This is a genomic window from Rhodopseudomonas sp. BAL398 (genome assembly GCF_033001325.1).
In the GTDB taxonomy this organism is placed as follows: Bacteria; Pseudomonadota; Alphaproteobacteria; order Rhizobiales; family Xanthobacteraceae; genus JARJEH01.
Map to the genome: position 1 here is coordinate 5,177,324 of NZ_CP133111.1, position 15,353 is coordinate 5,192,676.

Annotated in this window: 12 protein-coding genes; 5 read left to right on the top strand and 7 right to left on the bottom strand. The window is 62.5% G+C overall.

Going from position 1 to position 15,353, the window contains the following annotated elements; genetic code table 11:
- Positions 1 to 20 precede the first annotated feature (20 nt).
- Positions 21 to 293 carry a GTP-binding protein gene (locus RBJ75_RS24340; RefSeq protein WP_044405182.1) on the bottom strand — a complete coding sequence of 91 codons (273 nt, stop codon included), beginning with the start codon at positions 291 to 293 and terminating at the stop codon, positions 21 to 23.
- 303 nt (positions 294 to 596) lie between these two features.
- On the opposite strand from RBJ75_RS24340, the gene RBJ75_RS24345 reads away from it, so the two are divergent.
- The gene (locus tag RBJ75_RS24345; RefSeq protein WP_052628789.1) at positions 597 to 1,793 is read left to right on the top strand and encodes an acyl-CoA dehydrogenase family protein; all 1,197 of its coding nucleotides are present in this window, start codon (positions 597 to 599) and stop codon (positions 1,791 to 1,793) included.
- A 170-nt stretch (positions 1,794 to 1,963) separates the two neighbouring features.
- Here RBJ75_RS24345 and RBJ75_RS24350 read toward each other — a convergent pair whose 3' ends face one another.
- The 3 genes from RBJ75_RS24350 to RBJ75_RS24360 all read right to left on the bottom strand — a co-directional run bounded on the left by RBJ75_RS24350 (position 1,964) and on the right by RBJ75_RS24360 (position 5,836).
- The gene (locus RBJ75_RS24350; protein ID WP_044405179.1) at positions 1,964 to 3,175 is read right to left on the bottom strand and encodes an ABC transporter substrate-binding protein; all 1,212 of its coding nucleotides are present in this window, start codon (positions 3,173 to 3,175) and stop codon (positions 1,964 to 1,966) included.
- A 58-nt stretch (positions 3,176 to 3,233) separates the two neighbouring features.
- On the bottom strand, positions 3,234 to 4,760 hold the full coding sequence (locus tag RBJ75_RS24355; RefSeq protein ID WP_044405210.1) for an acyl-CoA synthetase: 1,527 nt from the start codon (positions 4,758 to 4,760) through the stop codon (positions 3,234 to 3,236).
- 113 nt (positions 4,761 to 4,873) lie between these two features.
- Positions 4,874 to 5,836 (bottom strand): AraC family transcriptional regulator, encoded by a 963-nt coding sequence (locus RBJ75_RS24360; RefSeq protein ID WP_160297902.1) that lies wholly within the window; start codon positions 5,834 to 5,836, stop codon positions 4,874 to 4,876.
- Positions 5,837 to 6,065: 229 nt separating this feature from the next.
- Here RBJ75_RS24360 and RBJ75_RS24365 point away from each other — a divergent pair, with 229 nt between their 5' ends.
- Positions 6,066 to 7,082, top strand: coding sequence for an NADPH:quinone oxidoreductase family protein (locus RBJ75_RS24365; protein WP_276156839.1), 1,017 nt, complete (start codon positions 6,066 to 6,068; stop codon positions 7,080 to 7,082).
- Positions 7,083 to 7,147: 65 nt separating this feature from the next.
- Here RBJ75_RS24365 and RBJ75_RS24370 read toward each other — a convergent pair whose 3' ends face one another.
- Positions 7,148 to 7,657 carry a MarR family winged helix-turn-helix transcriptional regulator gene (locus tag RBJ75_RS24370; RefSeq protein WP_044416167.1) on the bottom strand — a complete coding sequence of 170 codons (510 nt, stop codon included), beginning with the start codon at positions 7,655 to 7,657 and terminating at the stop codon, positions 7,148 to 7,150.
- Positions 7,658 to 7,831: 174 nt separating this feature from the next.
- Here RBJ75_RS24370 and RBJ75_RS24375 point away from each other — a divergent pair, with 174 nt between their 5' ends.
- From RBJ75_RS24375 to RBJ75_RS24385, 3 genes are read left to right on the top strand one after another with little or no spacing between them, the layout of a single operon-like run.
- Complete coding sequence (locus RBJ75_RS24375) at positions 7,832 to 9,607, top strand: N-acetylglutaminylglutamine amidotransferase (RefSeq protein WP_044416164.1); 1,776 nt, start codon at positions 7,832 to 7,834, stop codon at positions 9,605 to 9,607.
- A 13-nt stretch (positions 9,608 to 9,620) separates the two neighbouring features.
- Positions 9,621 to 11,366 carry an N-acetylglutaminylglutamine synthetase gene (gene ngg, locus RBJ75_RS24380; RefSeq protein ID WP_276156838.1) on the top strand — a complete coding sequence of 582 codons (1,746 nt, stop codon included), beginning with the start codon at positions 9,621 to 9,623 and terminating at the stop codon, positions 11,364 to 11,366.
- An 11-nt stretch (positions 11,367 to 11,377) separates the two neighbouring features.
- Positions 11,378 to 12,514 carry an osmoprotectant NAGGN system M42 family peptidase gene (locus RBJ75_RS24385; RefSeq protein ID WP_317528549.1) on the top strand — a complete coding sequence of 379 codons (1,137 nt, stop codon included), beginning with the start codon at positions 11,378 to 11,380 and terminating at the stop codon, positions 12,512 to 12,514.
- Between the two features lie 349 nt (positions 12,515 to 12,863).
- Here RBJ75_RS24385 and RBJ75_RS24390 read toward each other — a convergent pair whose 3' ends face one another.
- Both RBJ75_RS24390 and RBJ75_RS24395 read right to left on the bottom strand, forming a co-directional pair.
- A complete protein-coding gene (locus tag RBJ75_RS24390; RefSeq protein ID WP_276156836.1) occupies positions 12,864 to 14,030 on the bottom strand; it encodes an acyl-CoA dehydrogenase family protein in 1,167 nt (388 codons plus the stop codon).
- 16 nt (positions 14,031 to 14,046) lie between these two features.
- Positions 14,047 to 15,252: a CaiB/BaiF CoA transferase family protein gene (locus RBJ75_RS24395; protein WP_044414470.1), complete on the bottom strand. Its 1,206-nt coding sequence runs from the start codon at positions 15,250 to 15,252 to the stop codon at positions 14,047 to 14,049.
- Positions 15,253 to 15,353 lie beyond the last annotated feature (101 nt).

The following is a 15,353-nucleotide window of genomic DNA, read 5'->3' on the forward strand; positions in this document are numbered from 1 at the left end:
CGACAACTGCAGAAACCGCATCAGACTTCCTTCGATCGCGCCGCGACGAGGCCGCGGGTGATGAACACCAGCAATGATGGCTGCCCGTCGTCTTTGCCGACCAGATGCACTGGCGGGTGCATCGAATGCTGCACGCCGTGGATCACGATCAGATTGGCGCCGGCCGAGGTGCGGATTAGGCCCTTGACCCGCAGGATGCGATCGCCGTGCCGATCCAGCAGGGCCGATAGCCATAGCTTGAAGGCCGGCCGCGGCCGATCCGGATTCGCACGCCGATCTGCCTGACCTGGCATCCGGCGAATCCGCTGACGGCCGAGGAGGTGGTTGCCAAGGCGCGCGCGGTGCCGACGCCTGCTTGACTACTTTCATTTGTCCAGATGAGGCATGGGTCGGGCTGTTGCCTTAGGCGTCGGCCACTAGCTGGCCGCGCGCGACGCCCGTAGCTGGATCACGTGGTCCGGTGAAGCGGCCGCGATTCGGTGTGCCGCGTCTGAGTTGACGCAACAGGCCAATGACTTTGGTTCGGCCAGCCATGATCCGCCCCCATGCTGCGATGGTATCGATAGGCCTCACAATGGTCCGACCTGGAGCGAATTATGGATTTCGATCTTTCCCCCGAGCAAAAAGACATCAAGGCACGCGCTGCGGCGTTTGTCGCGGACGTATGCCGCCCGCTCGAAGCGGAATGGGGCATCGACGACTACGCCGTGCCCGAGGACATATTCATGTCCGTCGTTCGGAAATTCCGAGAAGGCGGCTTTCGTGGCATCGCTATTCCGAAAGAGGCCGGCGGCCAGGGGCTCGGCACAATCGCGAAATGTCTGGTGTATGAGGAACTGGTCACCTCGCCCGTCATGCATGGATTGCTGGCGACGTGGTCCGGCTTTCTCGACCCGCACCCGGCGCTTTACACCGCGCCGGAATGGCAGCGCGAAGCCTATTTGTATCCGATCCTGAAGGAAGACAAATTCTATCACATCAACATCTCGGAGCCTGGTGCAGGATCGGACGCCGCCGGCATCACCACCACGGCGGTCCGCGATGGCGACAATTACGTCATCAACGGAATCAAGCGCTGGGCGCCGCCGCCCAACCATCCCGGCATCGCGCCAAAATATCTACTCTGCTACGCCGTCACCGATCCGAGCAAGGGCTATGAGGGCATCAGCATGTTCCTCGTGGACTACCCGAATCCGGGCGTCAAACTCCTGAAAACCTATGAGACGATGGCGCCTGGAACATATCTGGGGCGGTCATGTGACTACGAATACAAGGATTGCGTCGTTCCTGCCAAGAACATGCTGGGCGGCGAGGGGATGGGCTTCCGTCACATGATGGATCAGCTCAACCGCAACCGCACCGTGATCGGTGCGCGTTTGATCGGCACCGCGCGCTGGGCCCAGCAGCAGGCGGTCGCTCGTGCGAAGTCTCGTGAAACCTTCGGCGCGCCGCTTTCGGAACGCCAGGCCATTCAATGGATGCTTGCCGAATCCGAGATGGATCTCGAGCAAGGCCGGCTGATGGTCTACAAGACTGCGTGGATGCTCGACCAGGGCCGTGACGCCCGGAAGGAGGCCGCGATGGTCAAGTGCTTCGCGCCGCTGGCGGCATGTCGGGTGATCGATCGTTGCATGCAGATCCATGGCGGCCTCGGCATGGTGCGCGAGAGCCGCTTCGGTCAGCTGTATTTCCAGAGCCGCATCGCGCAGGTCGCCGAGGGGACGACCGAAATCATGAAACTGACGATCGCCCGCGAGGTTTTGAAGGCGGATGGGCGGGCCACACACGGCTAACGCAGGATTCCGAAAACGCGATCCCGGCTTTCGGAAGAGATCGCGCGCACAATGGCGGGCAGGATGACAATGCGAAGATTAGTCATCCTGCCCCCGAAGACTAGGCCAAAATGAAATAGGGCGATCGGCTCGGATCGCCCTATTCTTATGAGTCACTGGACCGGCGCGTTCTATTCGGCGGAGATGATGTCGCTGATGGGGACCCATCGAACGCCGTCGAACTGGAAGATCTGCTCCTGATGCAGCGGCGTGTGTCGCTTGGGGCTGGTGTCCAGGGTAATTCCCGGCAACATCAATGGCAGCACGAGCCCATTGATATTCGTCGCCTGCTTCATCAGGTTCGCGCGGGTGAGATCGTCGCCGCATTTTTGCAGGACGTGCACGAATGTCTGGGCCGTCGCAATGCCGAAGATGTTGAACGACTCCATCGGATTGGCGTCCGGCATGTAGTCCTTCATGAATGCCAGATAGTCCTTCATCGCAGGATCGTCAGCCCATTTGGGATCGCTCGGATCCTTGCGAAATAGAACCGTGATGACGCCCTTCGAATTGTCGAGGCCGGCGGGCGTGAGGGTGCTTGCCACCGATCCGGAGGCATCGCTCAGCAGATGCAGGACCTCCCATTTGGTTTCCGCGATACGCTTGATCGCCTGCGCCGCAAATTTCGGCGTCGACAGATCGATCAGGACATCAGCACCACTGGCACGCAGCAGCTGCAATTGCGAGTTGATGGTCGGTTCGGACACCTCGTAGCTCTTCTCCGCGACGATCATCCTGGCGGCGTTGTCGCCAAGGCCGTCGCGAACGCCCTTCGCATAGTCCCTTCCGAAATCGTCATTCTGATAGAGAATGGCGATCTTGGCTTGAGGGCGCGTCTTCAGAAGGAATTTGGCGTAGATCCGGCCCTTGGCCTCGTTATTGGGTTGCCACCCCATCGACCATGGGAATTTCGCCGGATCGTCGATCCGGTTCGCGCCGGTCCCCAAAAACAGCGAGGGCACCTTCTTGATGTTCAGATATTTCTGGATGGCAAAATTGGTCGGTGAGCCGAATGTCCCGACGATCGCCAGAACTTCCTGGTTTTCGACGAGGTTGCGGGTCTGTTCGACCGCCTTTGGCGGGCTGTAGCCGTCATCCAGGGAGATCAGGTTGATCTTGCGGCCGTTGACGCCGCCTTCCTTGTTGATCTTGGCGAAGTAGGCCGCCATCGCCTTGCCGATGGTTGAGAAACTCGAAGCCGGGCCGCTATAGGGCATCGTCTGGCCGATCTTCACCTCGGTATCGGAGACCCCGGGACCATAGAGTTTTTGTTGCGCCCAAACCGGTGACGCGAGGATGCTGGTGGCCAGAGCAACGAGTAACGCCCGTTTCGATAGATTCATTTTTCTCTCCCTGTAGATTTATTTGCAACCGGCTGGCGTGAGCCTGGATGACCGCAGGTCAGCCGGCTGATGCGTAGCGTTTCTTCAAGACGTGCTTGAACAGCTTGCCATTCTCCAGCCGGGGCATGTCGGCCTCGAAGTCGACGCTCTTCGGGCATTTCACGCCGGACAGCTTGCCGCGGCAGTAGGCGATCAGGTCTTTCTCCATCGCCGGTGAGGCGAGGTTGGGATCATGCAATTGCACCACGGCTTTGACTTCTTCGCCGAACTCGACGTTTGGCACGCCGAAGACGGCGACATCCTGGACCGCCGGGTGCAATGCCAGAATGTTCTCGATCTCGGCGGGGTAGATGTTCACGCCACCGCTGATGATCATGTGCGCGCGACGATCGGTCAGGTAGAGAAAGCCATCCTTGTCGAGATAGCCGACGTCACCGACCGTGGTCCATCCCTGCACGTTGCGGGTGCGCTTGGTCTTCTCCGGATCGTTGTGATAGGCGAATTCCGGGCCATCAAAGAAGACGTCACCGATCTCTCCCGGTGCCACTTCAGTTCCATCGTCATCGAGAATATGAATCGTGCCCAACACGGCGCGGCCGACCGATCCCCGGTGCGTCAGCCATTCCTCCGCGGAAATGCATGTCACCCCGTTGCGCTCGGAGCTCGAATAATATTCCCAGACGATGGGCCCCCACCAATCGATCATTTGCTGCTTGATGTCCGCCGGGCAGGGTGCGGCGGAATGGATGGCGCAGCGATGCGACGACAGGTCGTAGGCCGCGCGCTCCGAGGCCGGCAAATTCAGCAGCCGAAAGAACATGGTCGGCACCCATTGGCTATGGGTGATGCGTTCATCCTGGATCGCCCGCAGGCAAGTCAGGGCATCGAATTTCGCGATCAGGACGACGGTGCCGCCACAGTCGATCGTTCTCATCGTGAAACGCAGCGGAGCTCCGTGATAGAGCGGCGCAGGCGACAGATAGATGCTGTCTTCGTCGAACTGGAATTTGTTGCGGACCCAGTCGCCCGAGGAATTGGCCTGTTTGAAGTTCGAGAACAGCGGCTGCTTGATGCCCTTGGGCTGGCCGGTGGTGCCCGACGAGTAGAAGAAATCCTTGCCGACCGGCCCCTCTGGAAATTCGGCATAGCGCTCAAAGCGAACGAGTTCAGCGGCGTAGTCGGAGCAGCCGGCGATCTGGCCGTGCAGCGCGATGATCCGGCAATGCGCCCCCGCGGATTGGGCGAGGTCGCGGGCGACGTCCGCGAACCGCGCGGCCACGAACAGCACCTTGGCGCCGCTGTCGCGGACGATGTAGGCGGCCTCTTCGGGCTTCAAGTGGGTGCTGATCGGCGTATAGTAGCAACCGATCTGGCGGGCGCCGTGAACGATTTCGAAATAGGTGAAATCATTGTCCAGCATGACGGCGACGCCGTCACCTTGCGAGAGGCCGAGCCACATCAGGAGCTGCGAGACCTTGTTGGCGTTCTGGTCGAGCGTCTCGTAGGTCAGCCTTTCGCCGGACGGATAGATCACGCATGCGGCCTTCTGCGGGTGCCGCTCTGCCATCGTTCTCAATTGCGTCATCGGTCCCTCTTTCGCGCGCCGAGGCGTGCCCAAGGCGATGGGGACTATGATGATCCCGGCCGACAGATCGAAATGGCCGGCGGTGACAAAACGATTGACGTTTCTTGGCAGGATCAGCCGGCGTCGTCGGGGGCATGACGGAATTCGCCGGGCGTGCGGCCGGTCCATCTGCGGAATGCGCGATGGAACGTGCTGACTTCCGAAAACCCCAGTGCCGCGGCGATCTCGTCGATCGGCGACTGCGAATATTGCAGCAGATTGACCGCAGCCGCAGACCGTACCCGGTCCTTGAGGTCGCGAAAGCCGAGATCGCTCTCGTCCTGCAAGCGCCGCCGCAGCGTCTGCTGCGTGATCGATAATTTGGCGGCGACATCTTCCAGCGAGAGGTCTTCGGCGAGATTGCGCTGCAACAGGCTCCGGACGCGCTCGGAGAAGCTCATTTCGTCGCGATAGCGCACCAGCAGCGCCGCCGGCATCGAGGCAAGGAAGCGGGACAGACGCTGCTCGTCCGGCATGATCGGCAAGGACAGCAGGCCGGCGTCAAAGGCGATTTCCGTGCGGCTTTGATCGAAATAGAGCGGGGCCTGATAATACAGCCGCAGATCTGCACCATAGGAAGCCTCGGGAAAGGCGTGCTGCACATAATGCAGCGGCAGCTTGCGGCCCACCAGCCAGCACATCAGGCCGAACACGAAGAAGATGATGGCGCCGAGCGCCATGCGGCGACGGGCGGGGTCGGCTATTTGATCCGAAATCCAGATGCGGGCGACGCGCCGATCCGAGGTCTGGCGAATCGCGAAATCGTCCACCATGAGGTGATAGAACCGGCATCCCTGCGAGATCGCTTCGCCGAGATCGCGGCAGCCGATCAGGATATGGCACAGCATGCGAAATGTGCCGGGCTTGATCGGGCGGCCGCACAGGCCCCAGAACTCGTCCTGCGACAGCCGGGCGATCGTACTGACGAGGCGGGCGAATTGCGCCTGGGTCAGGCGCGATTTCGGCTTGCGAAGCTCTGCCGGATCGAGTCCCGCGCGGCGCAGGACGGCGTCGGCGTCGAGGCCGGCGGTGGGCATTCCGCTCAGGATCAGCCAGACGAAATTGGCGTCGATGATCTTCCGTTCGGAAACGGAATCGATCGCTGTATTGGTGAGGGATATGGCTCGAACTCCCAGGGCGTTGGCCGAGTCTTGACGGCATCGTCCCGGGACATCAAGCATTTTGACATTTTCGGCCATTCCGACCCTCGGCGGAATCCCGGACCCTAGGCGTCCATCTTGGCCCTAGCAGTGCAAGGCAGTTCCCATGAAAGCCCTCATCAGTCGTGCCGCCGGCGGCCCCGAAACCACGACCGTGGAGGATGTTCCGGATCCCGAGGCGGGCCCCGGGCAGGTCGTCATCTCGGTCGCCGCCTGCGGGGTGAATTTTCCGGATCTGCTGTTTATCCAGGACCTCTATCAGGTGAGGGCGCCGCGGCCGTTTTCTCCCGGGGCCGAGGTTGCGGGTGTGGTCTCGGAGGTCGGCCAGGGCGTGACCGCGCCCCGTGTTGGCGACCGCGTCATCGGGCGCTCGGGTTGGGGGGGAATGGCCGAAAAGGTCGTCGTTGCGGCCGACCGTTGCACGCCGATCCCGGACGAGATGCCGTTCGATCATGCGGCCGCGTTCATCTTCACCTATGCGACGGCTTACTATGCGTTGCACACCCGGGCCAAGCTCGGGGCCGGAGAGACGGTCCTGGTGCTCGGCGCATCGGGTGGGCTTGGCGCCGCCGCGGTCGAGATCGCCAAGGCATTGGGAGCACGGGTGATCGCCGCCGCATCCACCGCGGCGAAGTTGTCTTTCGCGCTCTCCAAGGGCGCCGACGCCGGCCTCATCTATCCGGCGCGAGCCGAAGACAAATCAGACCTCAAGGCGCTCGGCGAACTTTTCAAGGAGCAGTTGGGCCAGCATGGCGCCGACGTGATCTTCGATCCTGTCGGAGGACCCTATGCCGAGCAGGCGCTCCGCTGCGCCGCCGAGAACGCCCGCTATCTCGTCCTGGGATTTACCGCGGGCATTCCGCGCGTGCCGTTAAATCTGGCTTTGTTGAAATCCTGCGACATCATGGGCATCAACTGGCGGACCTTCGTGATGTCGGAGACGATGAAAAGCGACGAGAACCATCACCAGCTGTTCGAACTATACAAGGCTGGAAAAATCCGGCCCGCCATCACGGAAACCTTCGAACTGAAAGAGGCCGCCAAGGCCCTTGCGCGTCTCGCCGACCGCACGGTCATGGGAAAAATGATCGTCCTGATGCCCCGGACCGACGCGACGCCGTGACGCGATGCCATGAGCGCGGGTACCGGTCGACGCGGTGAACGCGGAGATGGGTGGAGCTTGTTGGTCTAAAATTTCTCGGTCGGAGCGACCGCCTCGGCTGGCTGCCAGGCCTCGTCGGGGCCGCCCAAAGCCTGCGCGATCCATTCCAAAGCCGCGACAAGCTCGGCCTGTTCGCTGGCTTGCATGCGCTTGAATTCGGCGACGAGGCGGGTGTTGATGGCGGGCTCCGCGGCTGCCAGCGCCTGTTTCCCTGCTATCGTCAGACGCGAATGGACGATGCGCCGGTCATCGGCGCTGCGATAGCGCTCGACCAAATCCCGTTCCACGAGCCTGTCGAGAATCACCGTCACCGTCGGCTGGCTCAGGCTGACATCGGCCGAGATGCGGCCGGTCGTCACCTCCCCGAGATCGGCGATGGCCTGGAGGATGGCCAGTTGCGGCGCCGTCAGTCCGGTTTCCCGTGCGAGACGGCGCGATCGCAAATCGGCGGCGTGCATGATCCGCCGCACCGCCGCGAGCACGGTTCGCACCTGGGATTCTTCGGATCGGATTTGCGGTTTGAGCGTTGGGACCATGAATTGTGCGACTCCGGCCGAATGATTTGACATCAAAACATTCGTGTTGTAAATAATATTCTCAGAGCGGCGCGATCGGCGCCAATTTTGTTTAATCGCGCCCCAAGGGAGCCAGGAGGCACACCGGCTGGGCCAGTCGACAGGCCCCCAGAGCCGGGGGAGCGAGGGGCGCCGATGTGCGGACTATGTGGTGAGATGATGTTTGACGGCGCTGCGGTCTCGACCGCCGCGGTGGCCTCAATGAGTGCCGAGCTGGAACGGCGCGGGCCGGACGGTCGCGGTCTGTGGTCCAACGGCAAGATCGCGCTCGGCCACCGTCGCCTCAAGATCATTGATCTCAGCGAGCGGGCGCAACAGCCGATGGTCGATGCGAGCCTCGGCCTGTCGATCGCCTTCAACGGCTGTATCTATAACTACAAGGCGCTCCGATCCGAGCTCGAGGCCAAGGGCTACACTTTCTTTTCCAACGGCGACACCGAAGTCGTGCTCAAGGCCTGGCACGCCTGGGGCAAGGAAGCGCCGAAGCGGTTCAACGGCATGTTCGCCATTGCGATTGCCGAGCGCGACAGCGGGCGATTGATCCTGGTGCGCGATCGGCTGGGCATCAAGCCGCTGTACTACGCCGAAGACAAGGGCAAGCGCCTGCGCTTTGCCTCGAGCCTGCCGGCGATCCTGGCCGCGGGCGAGGTGGATACGTCGATCGATCCGGTCGCGCTGAATTACTACATGTCGTTTCACGCCGTGGTGCCGCCGCCGCACACCATCCTCAGCGGCATTCGCAAGATCGAACCCGGAACCGTGGTGAGTTTCGAGGCCGACGGGCGTCGCACCGACCACCGCTTCTGGACGCTGACCTATGATCGCAGCGCCAATGAGGCCAAGCGCTCCAGCGCGGATTGGCGCGACGCCATTCATGCCTCGCTGCGCGCCGCGGTAGACCGACGCATGGTCGCCGACGTGCCGGTCGGCGTGCTGTTGTCGGGCGGACTGGATTCCAGCCTGATTGTCGCGCTGCTCGCCGAAGCCGGCCAACAGCAGCTGAAGACCTTCTCGATCGGATTTGAATCGGTCGGCGCCGAGATCGGCGACGAGTTCAAATATTCCGACATTATCGCCAAGCATTTCGGCACCGAGCATCATCAGCTCTTCATCGAATCGAAGAAGCTGATCTCCAGCCTGCCCGAGACCATTCGCGCCATGTCGGAGCCGATGGTGTCCTACGACAATGTCGGCTTCTATCTTCTGTCCAAGGAAGTCGCCAAACATGTGAAGGTGGTGCAGTCCGGGCAGGGCGCCGATGAAGTCTTCGCCGGCTATCACTGGTATCCGCCGATGGTGAATTCGACCGATCCGCTCGGCGATTATGCGGCGCATTTCTTCGACCGCGATCACGCCGAATATCGGCAGATCATGGAGCCGGCCTATGCGGGCGGCGACCATGCGCAGGATTTTGTGCGCGAACATTTTTCCCGCGCCGGCGCCGACGACGCCATCGACAAGGCGCTGCGTCTCGATTCAACCGTCATGCTGGTCGACGATCCGGTCAAGCGCGTCGACAATATGACGATGGCCTGGGGCCTTGAAGCGCGGGTGCCGTTCCTCGATCATGAACTGCTCGAACTTGCCGCCAGATTGCCGGCGGCGGAGAAGATCCGCGACGGCGGCAAAGGCATTTTGAAGGATATCGGCCGCCAGATGATTCCTGCCGAAGTCATCGACCGGCCGAAGGGCTATTTTCCGGTCCCGGCGCTGAAATATATCGAAGGGCCGGTGCTCGATTTCGTGCGCCAGGCGCTCGATGCGCCCGCCGCCCGTCAGCGCGGGCTGGTCAAGCGCGGCTACATCGATAAATTGCTGGACGCGCCCAAGGATCACATCACCCGCCTGCGCGGCTCGAAGCTGTGGCAGGTCGCGCTTCTCGAGCTCTGGCTTCAAGAGCATCATATATAGGTCGGTGGTAGCCATGCAGACCAACAAGAGCGACTCTCAGAACAACGCGACCGATGACATGCTTTCGCTCAAGACCTGGGGCGATCCGCGCGAGCATACCGAGATCGTGCACGAGGCCTTTGTCGATTGCGGCTGGGGCCGGCTGCTGTTCGGCCAGACTTTCGGCACGGCGTTGGCGCTCGCCGATACACTCAACAATGAGGCCTCGACCGAGCGCGACATCGCGCTTTATGTCCGCGAACCGCATGTGGCGCTTGCCGCGGCGCCGCAGCAGCTGTTTCTCGATCCGTCGCATACCTATCGCCTCGATCTGGCGCAATTGCCCCATGCCGATACGGTGCCCGGGATGAACATCAGGCCGGCGACGCCGGATGATGCCGCCGAGATCAACCGTCAATATTTGTCACGGAACATGCTGCCCTTGCGCGACGGCTATTTGGCGAAAGGCGCGCGGCCGGATTGCGTGCAGCTGTTGGTCGCCGAATCGCCCGAGGGGGGCCTGTCGGGCGTCGTCATGGGAGTCGATCATAAGGCGGCGTTCAACGATCCCGACAACGGCTCCAGCCTGTGGGCACTCGCGGTCGATCCGCAGGCGCGCTGGCCCGGCGTCGGCAAGGCGCTGGTGCTCGCGCTGGCCCGCCTGTTTCACAAATCCGGGCGGGCCTTTATCGATCTGTCGGTCAAGCACGACAATGTCCAGGCCATTGCGCTTTACGAGAAGCTGGGATTTTCGCGGGTCCCGGTGTTCTGCATCAAGCGCAAGAACGCGGTCAACGAGAAGCTGTTTGTCGGGCCGGCTATCGCGTCCGGACTCAACGTCTATGCACGTATCGTCGTCGACGAAGCGCGCCGGCGCGGCATCGCGGTCGAGGTCGAGGACGCCGAGGCTGGAATCTTCCGCCTGTCATTCGGCGGACGCTCAGTGGCCTGTCGCGAGTCGCTCTCCGAGATGACGAGCGCGGTCGCGATGTCACGGTGCGATGACAAGGCGCTGACCCGGCGCCTTCTCGCCAAGGCCGGCCTGCGCGTGCCCGAGCAGCTTCGCCTGGAAAGCCCGGCCGAGGCCTCGTCGTTCCTGGAACGCCATGGAAGGGTGGTGGTCAAGCCGGCGCGCGGCGAGCAGGGCCGCGGCGTGTTCGTCGATCTGACCACCGAGGACGAAGTGACGCGCGCCATCGAGCACGCGCAACAGCTTTGCGATCAGGTTCTGGTCGAGGAGTTTGTCACGGGCGAGGATCTTCGCATCATCGTTATCGACGGCGCCGTGGTCGCGGCCGCCATCCGCAAACCCGCCGCCGTGACCGGCGACGGCCAGCTCAGCATTCGGACGCTGATCGAAAATCAGAGCCGGCGCCGCGGCGCGGCGACCGGCGGTGAAAGCCAGATCCCGCTCGATCGCGAGACCGAACGCGCGGTGGCGGCCGCGGGTTATTCGCTCGACGATTGCCTTCCGAAAGGCGTAAGCCTTGCAGTGCGCAAGACTGCGAATCTCCATACGGGCGGCACCATTCACGATGTCACGCCGGTCCTGCATCCGGATCTGGCGGCGGCGGCGATCGCCGGCGCCCGCGCGCTCGATATCCCGCTGGTCGGCTTCGACTTCCTCGTTCCCGACGTCGCGGCGCCGGACTACGTCATTATCGAGGCCAATGAGCGGCCCGGTCTGGCGAACCACGAGCCGCAACCGACGGCAGAGCGCTTTATTGATTTTCTGTTCCCGCATAGCCGCGCCAATCCCGAGACGACAACGAGCGCATGAAAAACAAACTGATGACGGCCAAAGCAACCAAGAAGATCGAAATCGATGAGACCTATCTTCTCGACTTTCTAAAGCGGCTGCTTCGGACACCAAGCCCCTCCGGCATGACCGACGTGATCGTCGCGATTGTCTGCGCCGAGCTTGAATCGCTCGAGATCCCGTTCGAGTTGACCCGGCGCGGGGCAATTCGCGCCACCCTCAAAGGCAAGACCTCGTTGCCGAGCCGGGCGCTGGTCGGTCATCTCGATACGCTCGGGGCGACGGTCAAGCATATCCGCGACAATGGGCGGCTCGAGCTGGTGCCGATCGGACATTGGTCCGCGCGTTTCGCCGAAGGCGCGCGCGTGACGGTGTTCACCGACACCAAACAGTTTCGTGGCACCATCCTGCCGCTGAAGGCCTCCGGCCACACTTATAATGAAGAGGTCGACGACCAGCCCTCGGCCTGGACCAATGTCGAGGTCCGTATCGATGCCAAAACGTCAAACGTCGCCGAGACGCGCGCGCTTGGCATCCAGATCGGCGATACCGTGTCGGTCGACGCGCAGCCGGAATTCGTCAACACCGGCTTCATCGCCTCGCGCCATCTCGACGACAAGGCGGGGGTCGCTGCGATGCTGACCGCCGTGCGGGCGCTGCACAAGGCCAAGGTGATCCTGCCGATCGATTGCCATCTGCTGTTCACCCTGTCGGAAGAAGTCGGCGTCGGCGCCAGCGCGGTGCTGCATGGCGACGTGTCCGAGCTGGTCGCGGTCGACAACGGCACCATCGCGCCCAATCAGAATACCTCGACCTATGGCGTCACCATCGCCATGCAGGATTCCTCCGGGCCGTTCGACTGGCATCTGACCCGAAGCCTGCTCAAGCTGGCGCAGGACAACGACATCGAGCATAGCCGCGACGTGTTTCGCTATTATCGCTCCGACGGAGCGGCGGCCGTCGAGGCCGGCAACGACATTCGCGCCGCGCTGGTGTGTTTCGGTCTCGACGCCAGCCACGGCTGGGAGCGAACCCATAAGGACTCGCTTATCGCGCTGACGCGACTGTTGGTTCTCTACATGCAGAGCGAACCGCTGTTCCGGCGCGACCAACAGGCGCTCGGCCCGGTGGGCGATTTGCCGCCGGCCGAAATCGAGCCGCTGACCTGACGGTCTGATACCAACGGTCGTTGCCTCTCGTTCGTCATGCCCGGCCTTGTGCCGGGCATCCACGCCTTGAAAGCAGTGCCTGATCAAAGACGTGGATGGCCGGGACAAGCCCGGCCATGACCAGATTGAGAGTCAACGGCAAAGTCCGTTGGTATGACTTAAAAAGAGATCAATAGATCAAGCCCTCGCGGGCGTCATTGCGAGGAGCACTTGCGACGAAGCAATCCAGTCTGTGCTTGCCGCTCTGGATTGCTTCGCATTCGGACGGCGCGATGCGCCGTCCTCGGCTCGCAATGACGAAATCCAGTTCAAAGCGGTGCACCCGCCATCGGTGACCGCAGGTCTCGACTCAATAGGATTTCGGCAGGCCCAGCACTTTTTCGGCGATGAAGCTCAGCACCAGTTGCGGGCTGATCGGCGCGATGCGCGGAATCAGCACTTCGCGCAGATAGCGTTCGACGTGATATTCCTTGGCGTAGCCGAAGCCGCCATGGGTCATCACCGCCTGTTCGCAGGCCTGAAAGCCAGCCTCGCCGGCGAGATATTTCGCCGCATTGGCGGCGGCGCCGCAGGGCAGGTTGTTGTCATATTGCCAGGCCGCCGACAGCACCATCAGCCAGGCGGCTTCCAGCTCCATCCAGTTCTTTGCCAGCGGATGCTGGATCGCCTGATTCATCCCGATCGGCCGGTTGAACACGATCCGGCTGTTGGCGTAGTCGGTGGCCTTCTTCAAAGCCAGCTGGCCGAGCCCGACCGCTTCGGCGGCGATCAAGATCCGTTCCGGATTCATGCCGTGCAGGATGTATTCGAAGCCGCGGCCTTCCTCGCCGATCCGATCCTCCATCGGGATCTCGAAATCCTCGAAGAACAATTCGTTGGAGTCGATCACCTTGCGGCCCATCTTCTCGATCTCATGGACCTTGACGCGCTGCTTGTCGAAATCGGTGTAGAACAGGCTGAGGCCATGGGTCGGCTTCTTGACCTCCTCGAGCGGCGTGGTCCGCGCCAACAGCAGGATCTTGTGCGCGACCTGCGCGGTCGAGATCCAGACCTTCTGGCCGTTGACGATGTAGCGATCGTTCTTGGCCACCGCGCGGGTCTTCAATTGCGTGGTGTTGAGGCCGGTGTTGGGTTCGGTGACGGCGAAGCAGGATTTCTCGCGGCCGTCGATCATCGGCGGCAGCATCCGCATCCGCTGTTCGTCGGTGCCGAACACCACGACCGGGTTGAGCCCGAACACGTTGATATGCACCGCCGAGGCGCCCGACATGCCGGCGCCGGATTCGGCGATGGCGCGCATCATGATCGCGGCTTCCACCACGCCTAATCCGGAGCCGCCGAAGCGTTCGGGAATGCAGATGCCGAGCCAGCCGGCATCCGCCATCGCCTTGTGGAAGTCGTGCGGGAAGCCACCCTCGCGGTCCTTCCTCAGCCAATAGGCGTCGTCGAACGGGCTGCAGGTCTTCCGCACCGCATCGCGGATCGCTTCCTGACTTTCGCTCAGCGCAAAATCCATGAGTTTCGTTGTCCTGTTAGCAGAGCGGCGCGGCGGCGCGCACCACCTCATCGGTGAGGAGCTTGGCGATCTGCTCGGCGTTGTAGCCGGCTTCTAGGAGAATCTCGCGACTCTGCTCGCCCAGCCGTGGCGCCAGCCGCGACGGTTCGGCATGGGTCTCCGACCAGGTCGCCGCCACCCGCATGCTGCGGATCGGGCCTTCGCTCGGATGTTCGGTGATCGGAAAGAAGCCGGTCTCGACCAGATGCGGATCCTCAAGCACGCTCTGCAGATCGTGCATCGGCATCACCGGCACATCGGCGTCGTTGAGCAGCGTCATCCATTCGGCGGTCGGCCTGGTCAGAAAGATCCGGCTGAGCTCGGCATAGACCTTGTCGATATTGGCAAGCCGCGCCGGGAAGCTTGCGAACATCGGATCAAGCCGAAGATCCTCGCGCCCGGCGGCGGTGAAGAAGCCGCTCCATTGCTTGTCGGTGTAGACGATGACGCTGATATAGCCGTCGCTGGTTTGGTACGGCCGGCGATCCGGCGACATGTGCCGGGCGTAGCCGCCCTGGTCGAGCGGCGGCTCATAGGTCAGGCCGCCGAGATGATCGCCCATCACGAAGCCCACCATGGTCTCGAACATCGGAATGTCGACGCGCTGGCCGCGGCCGCTGCGGTCGCGATGCAGCAGGCTGGCGAGAATCGCCCCGACCGCCGACAGGCCGACGACGCGATCGGCCAGCGCGGTCGGCACGTAACGCGGGGTGCCGTCGCCGGCGCGGGCGAGCAGATGCGACAGGCCGGAGCCGCCCTGCAGCAGATCGTCATAAGCCGGCTTCGCCGCATAGGGGCCGTCCTGGCCGAAGCCGAACATCCCCGCATAGACGATCCGCGGATTGACCGCGGCGACGCTGTCATAGTCGAGCCGCAGCCGCGCCATCGCCTGCGGCCGCACATTATAGACCAGTACATCGGCGGTGGCGGCGAGCCGCAGCAGCACCTCGCGGCCGGCCTCGGTCTTCAGGTCGAGCGCGATGCTGCGCTTGCTGCGATTGGCGTTGAGATACACCGGCCCCATCTGCGGGTTTCGGGTCGGTCCGATCTGCCTTGTGATGTCGCCGTCGGGCGATTCGACCTTGATAATTTCGGCGCCATAATCGCCCAGCGTCTGCGTCGCGAACGGTCCCATCAGCACCGACGTCATGTCGATGATTCTGATGCCTTGAAGCGGTCCCATAAGCCTGCCCTGTTCCCACCGCCGGTGCCAGGGCGATCAGTTTATGATTGGATCGGCCGCAACGGCCGACCGGCATTGATTGGCGCCGAAGCTAGCGAGTC

What these genes read in the sequence shown, in the direction of transcription:
- RBJ75_RS24350 (WP_044405179.1), bottom strand. Translation starts at nt 3,175, where the DNA reads ATGAATCTATCGAAACGGGCGTTACTCGTTGCTCTGGCCACCAGCATC.
- RBJ75_RS24360 (WP_160297902.1), bottom strand. Translation starts at nt 5,836, where the DNA reads ATGCCCACCGCCGGCCTCGACGCCGACGCCGTCCTGCGCCGCGCGGGA.
- RBJ75_RS24345 (WP_052628789.1), top strand. Translation starts at nt 597, where the DNA reads ATGGATTTCGATCTTTCCCCCGAGCAAAAAGACATCAAGGCACGCGCT.
- RBJ75_RS24340 (WP_044405182.1), bottom strand. Translation starts at nt 293, where the DNA reads ATGCCAGGTCAGGCAGATCGGCGTGCGAATCCGGATCGGCCGCGGCCG.
- ngg (WP_276156838.1), top strand. Translation starts at nt 9,621, where the DNA reads ATGCAGACCAACAAGAGCGACTCTCAGAACAACGCGACCGATGACATG.
- RBJ75_RS24365 (WP_276156839.1), top strand. Translation starts at nt 6,066, where the DNA reads ATGAAAGCCCTCATCAGTCGTGCCGCCGGCGGCCCCGAAACCACGACC.
- RBJ75_RS24375 (WP_044416164.1), top strand. Translation starts at nt 7,832, where the DNA reads ATGTGCGGACTATGTGGTGAGATGATGTTTGACGGCGCTGCGGTCTCG.
- RBJ75_RS24370 (WP_044416167.1), bottom strand. Translation starts at nt 7,657, where the DNA reads ATGGTCCCAACGCTCAAACCGCAAATCCGATCCGAAGAATCCCAGGTG.
- RBJ75_RS24385 (WP_317528549.1), top strand. Translation starts at nt 11,378, where the DNA reads ATGACGGCCAAAGCAACCAAGAAGATCGAAATCGATGAGACCTATCTT.
- RBJ75_RS24390 (WP_276156836.1), bottom strand. Translation starts at nt 14,030, where the DNA reads ATGGATTTTGCGCTGAGCGAAAGTCAGGAAGCGATCCGCGATGCGGTG.
- RBJ75_RS24395 (WP_044414470.1), bottom strand. Translation starts at nt 15,252, where the DNA reads ATGGGACCGCTTCAAGGCATCAGAATCATCGACATGACGTCGGTGCTG.
- RBJ75_RS24355 (WP_044405210.1), bottom strand. Translation starts at nt 4,760, where the DNA reads ATGACGCAATTGAGAACGATGGCAGAGCGGCACCCGCAGAAGGCCGCA.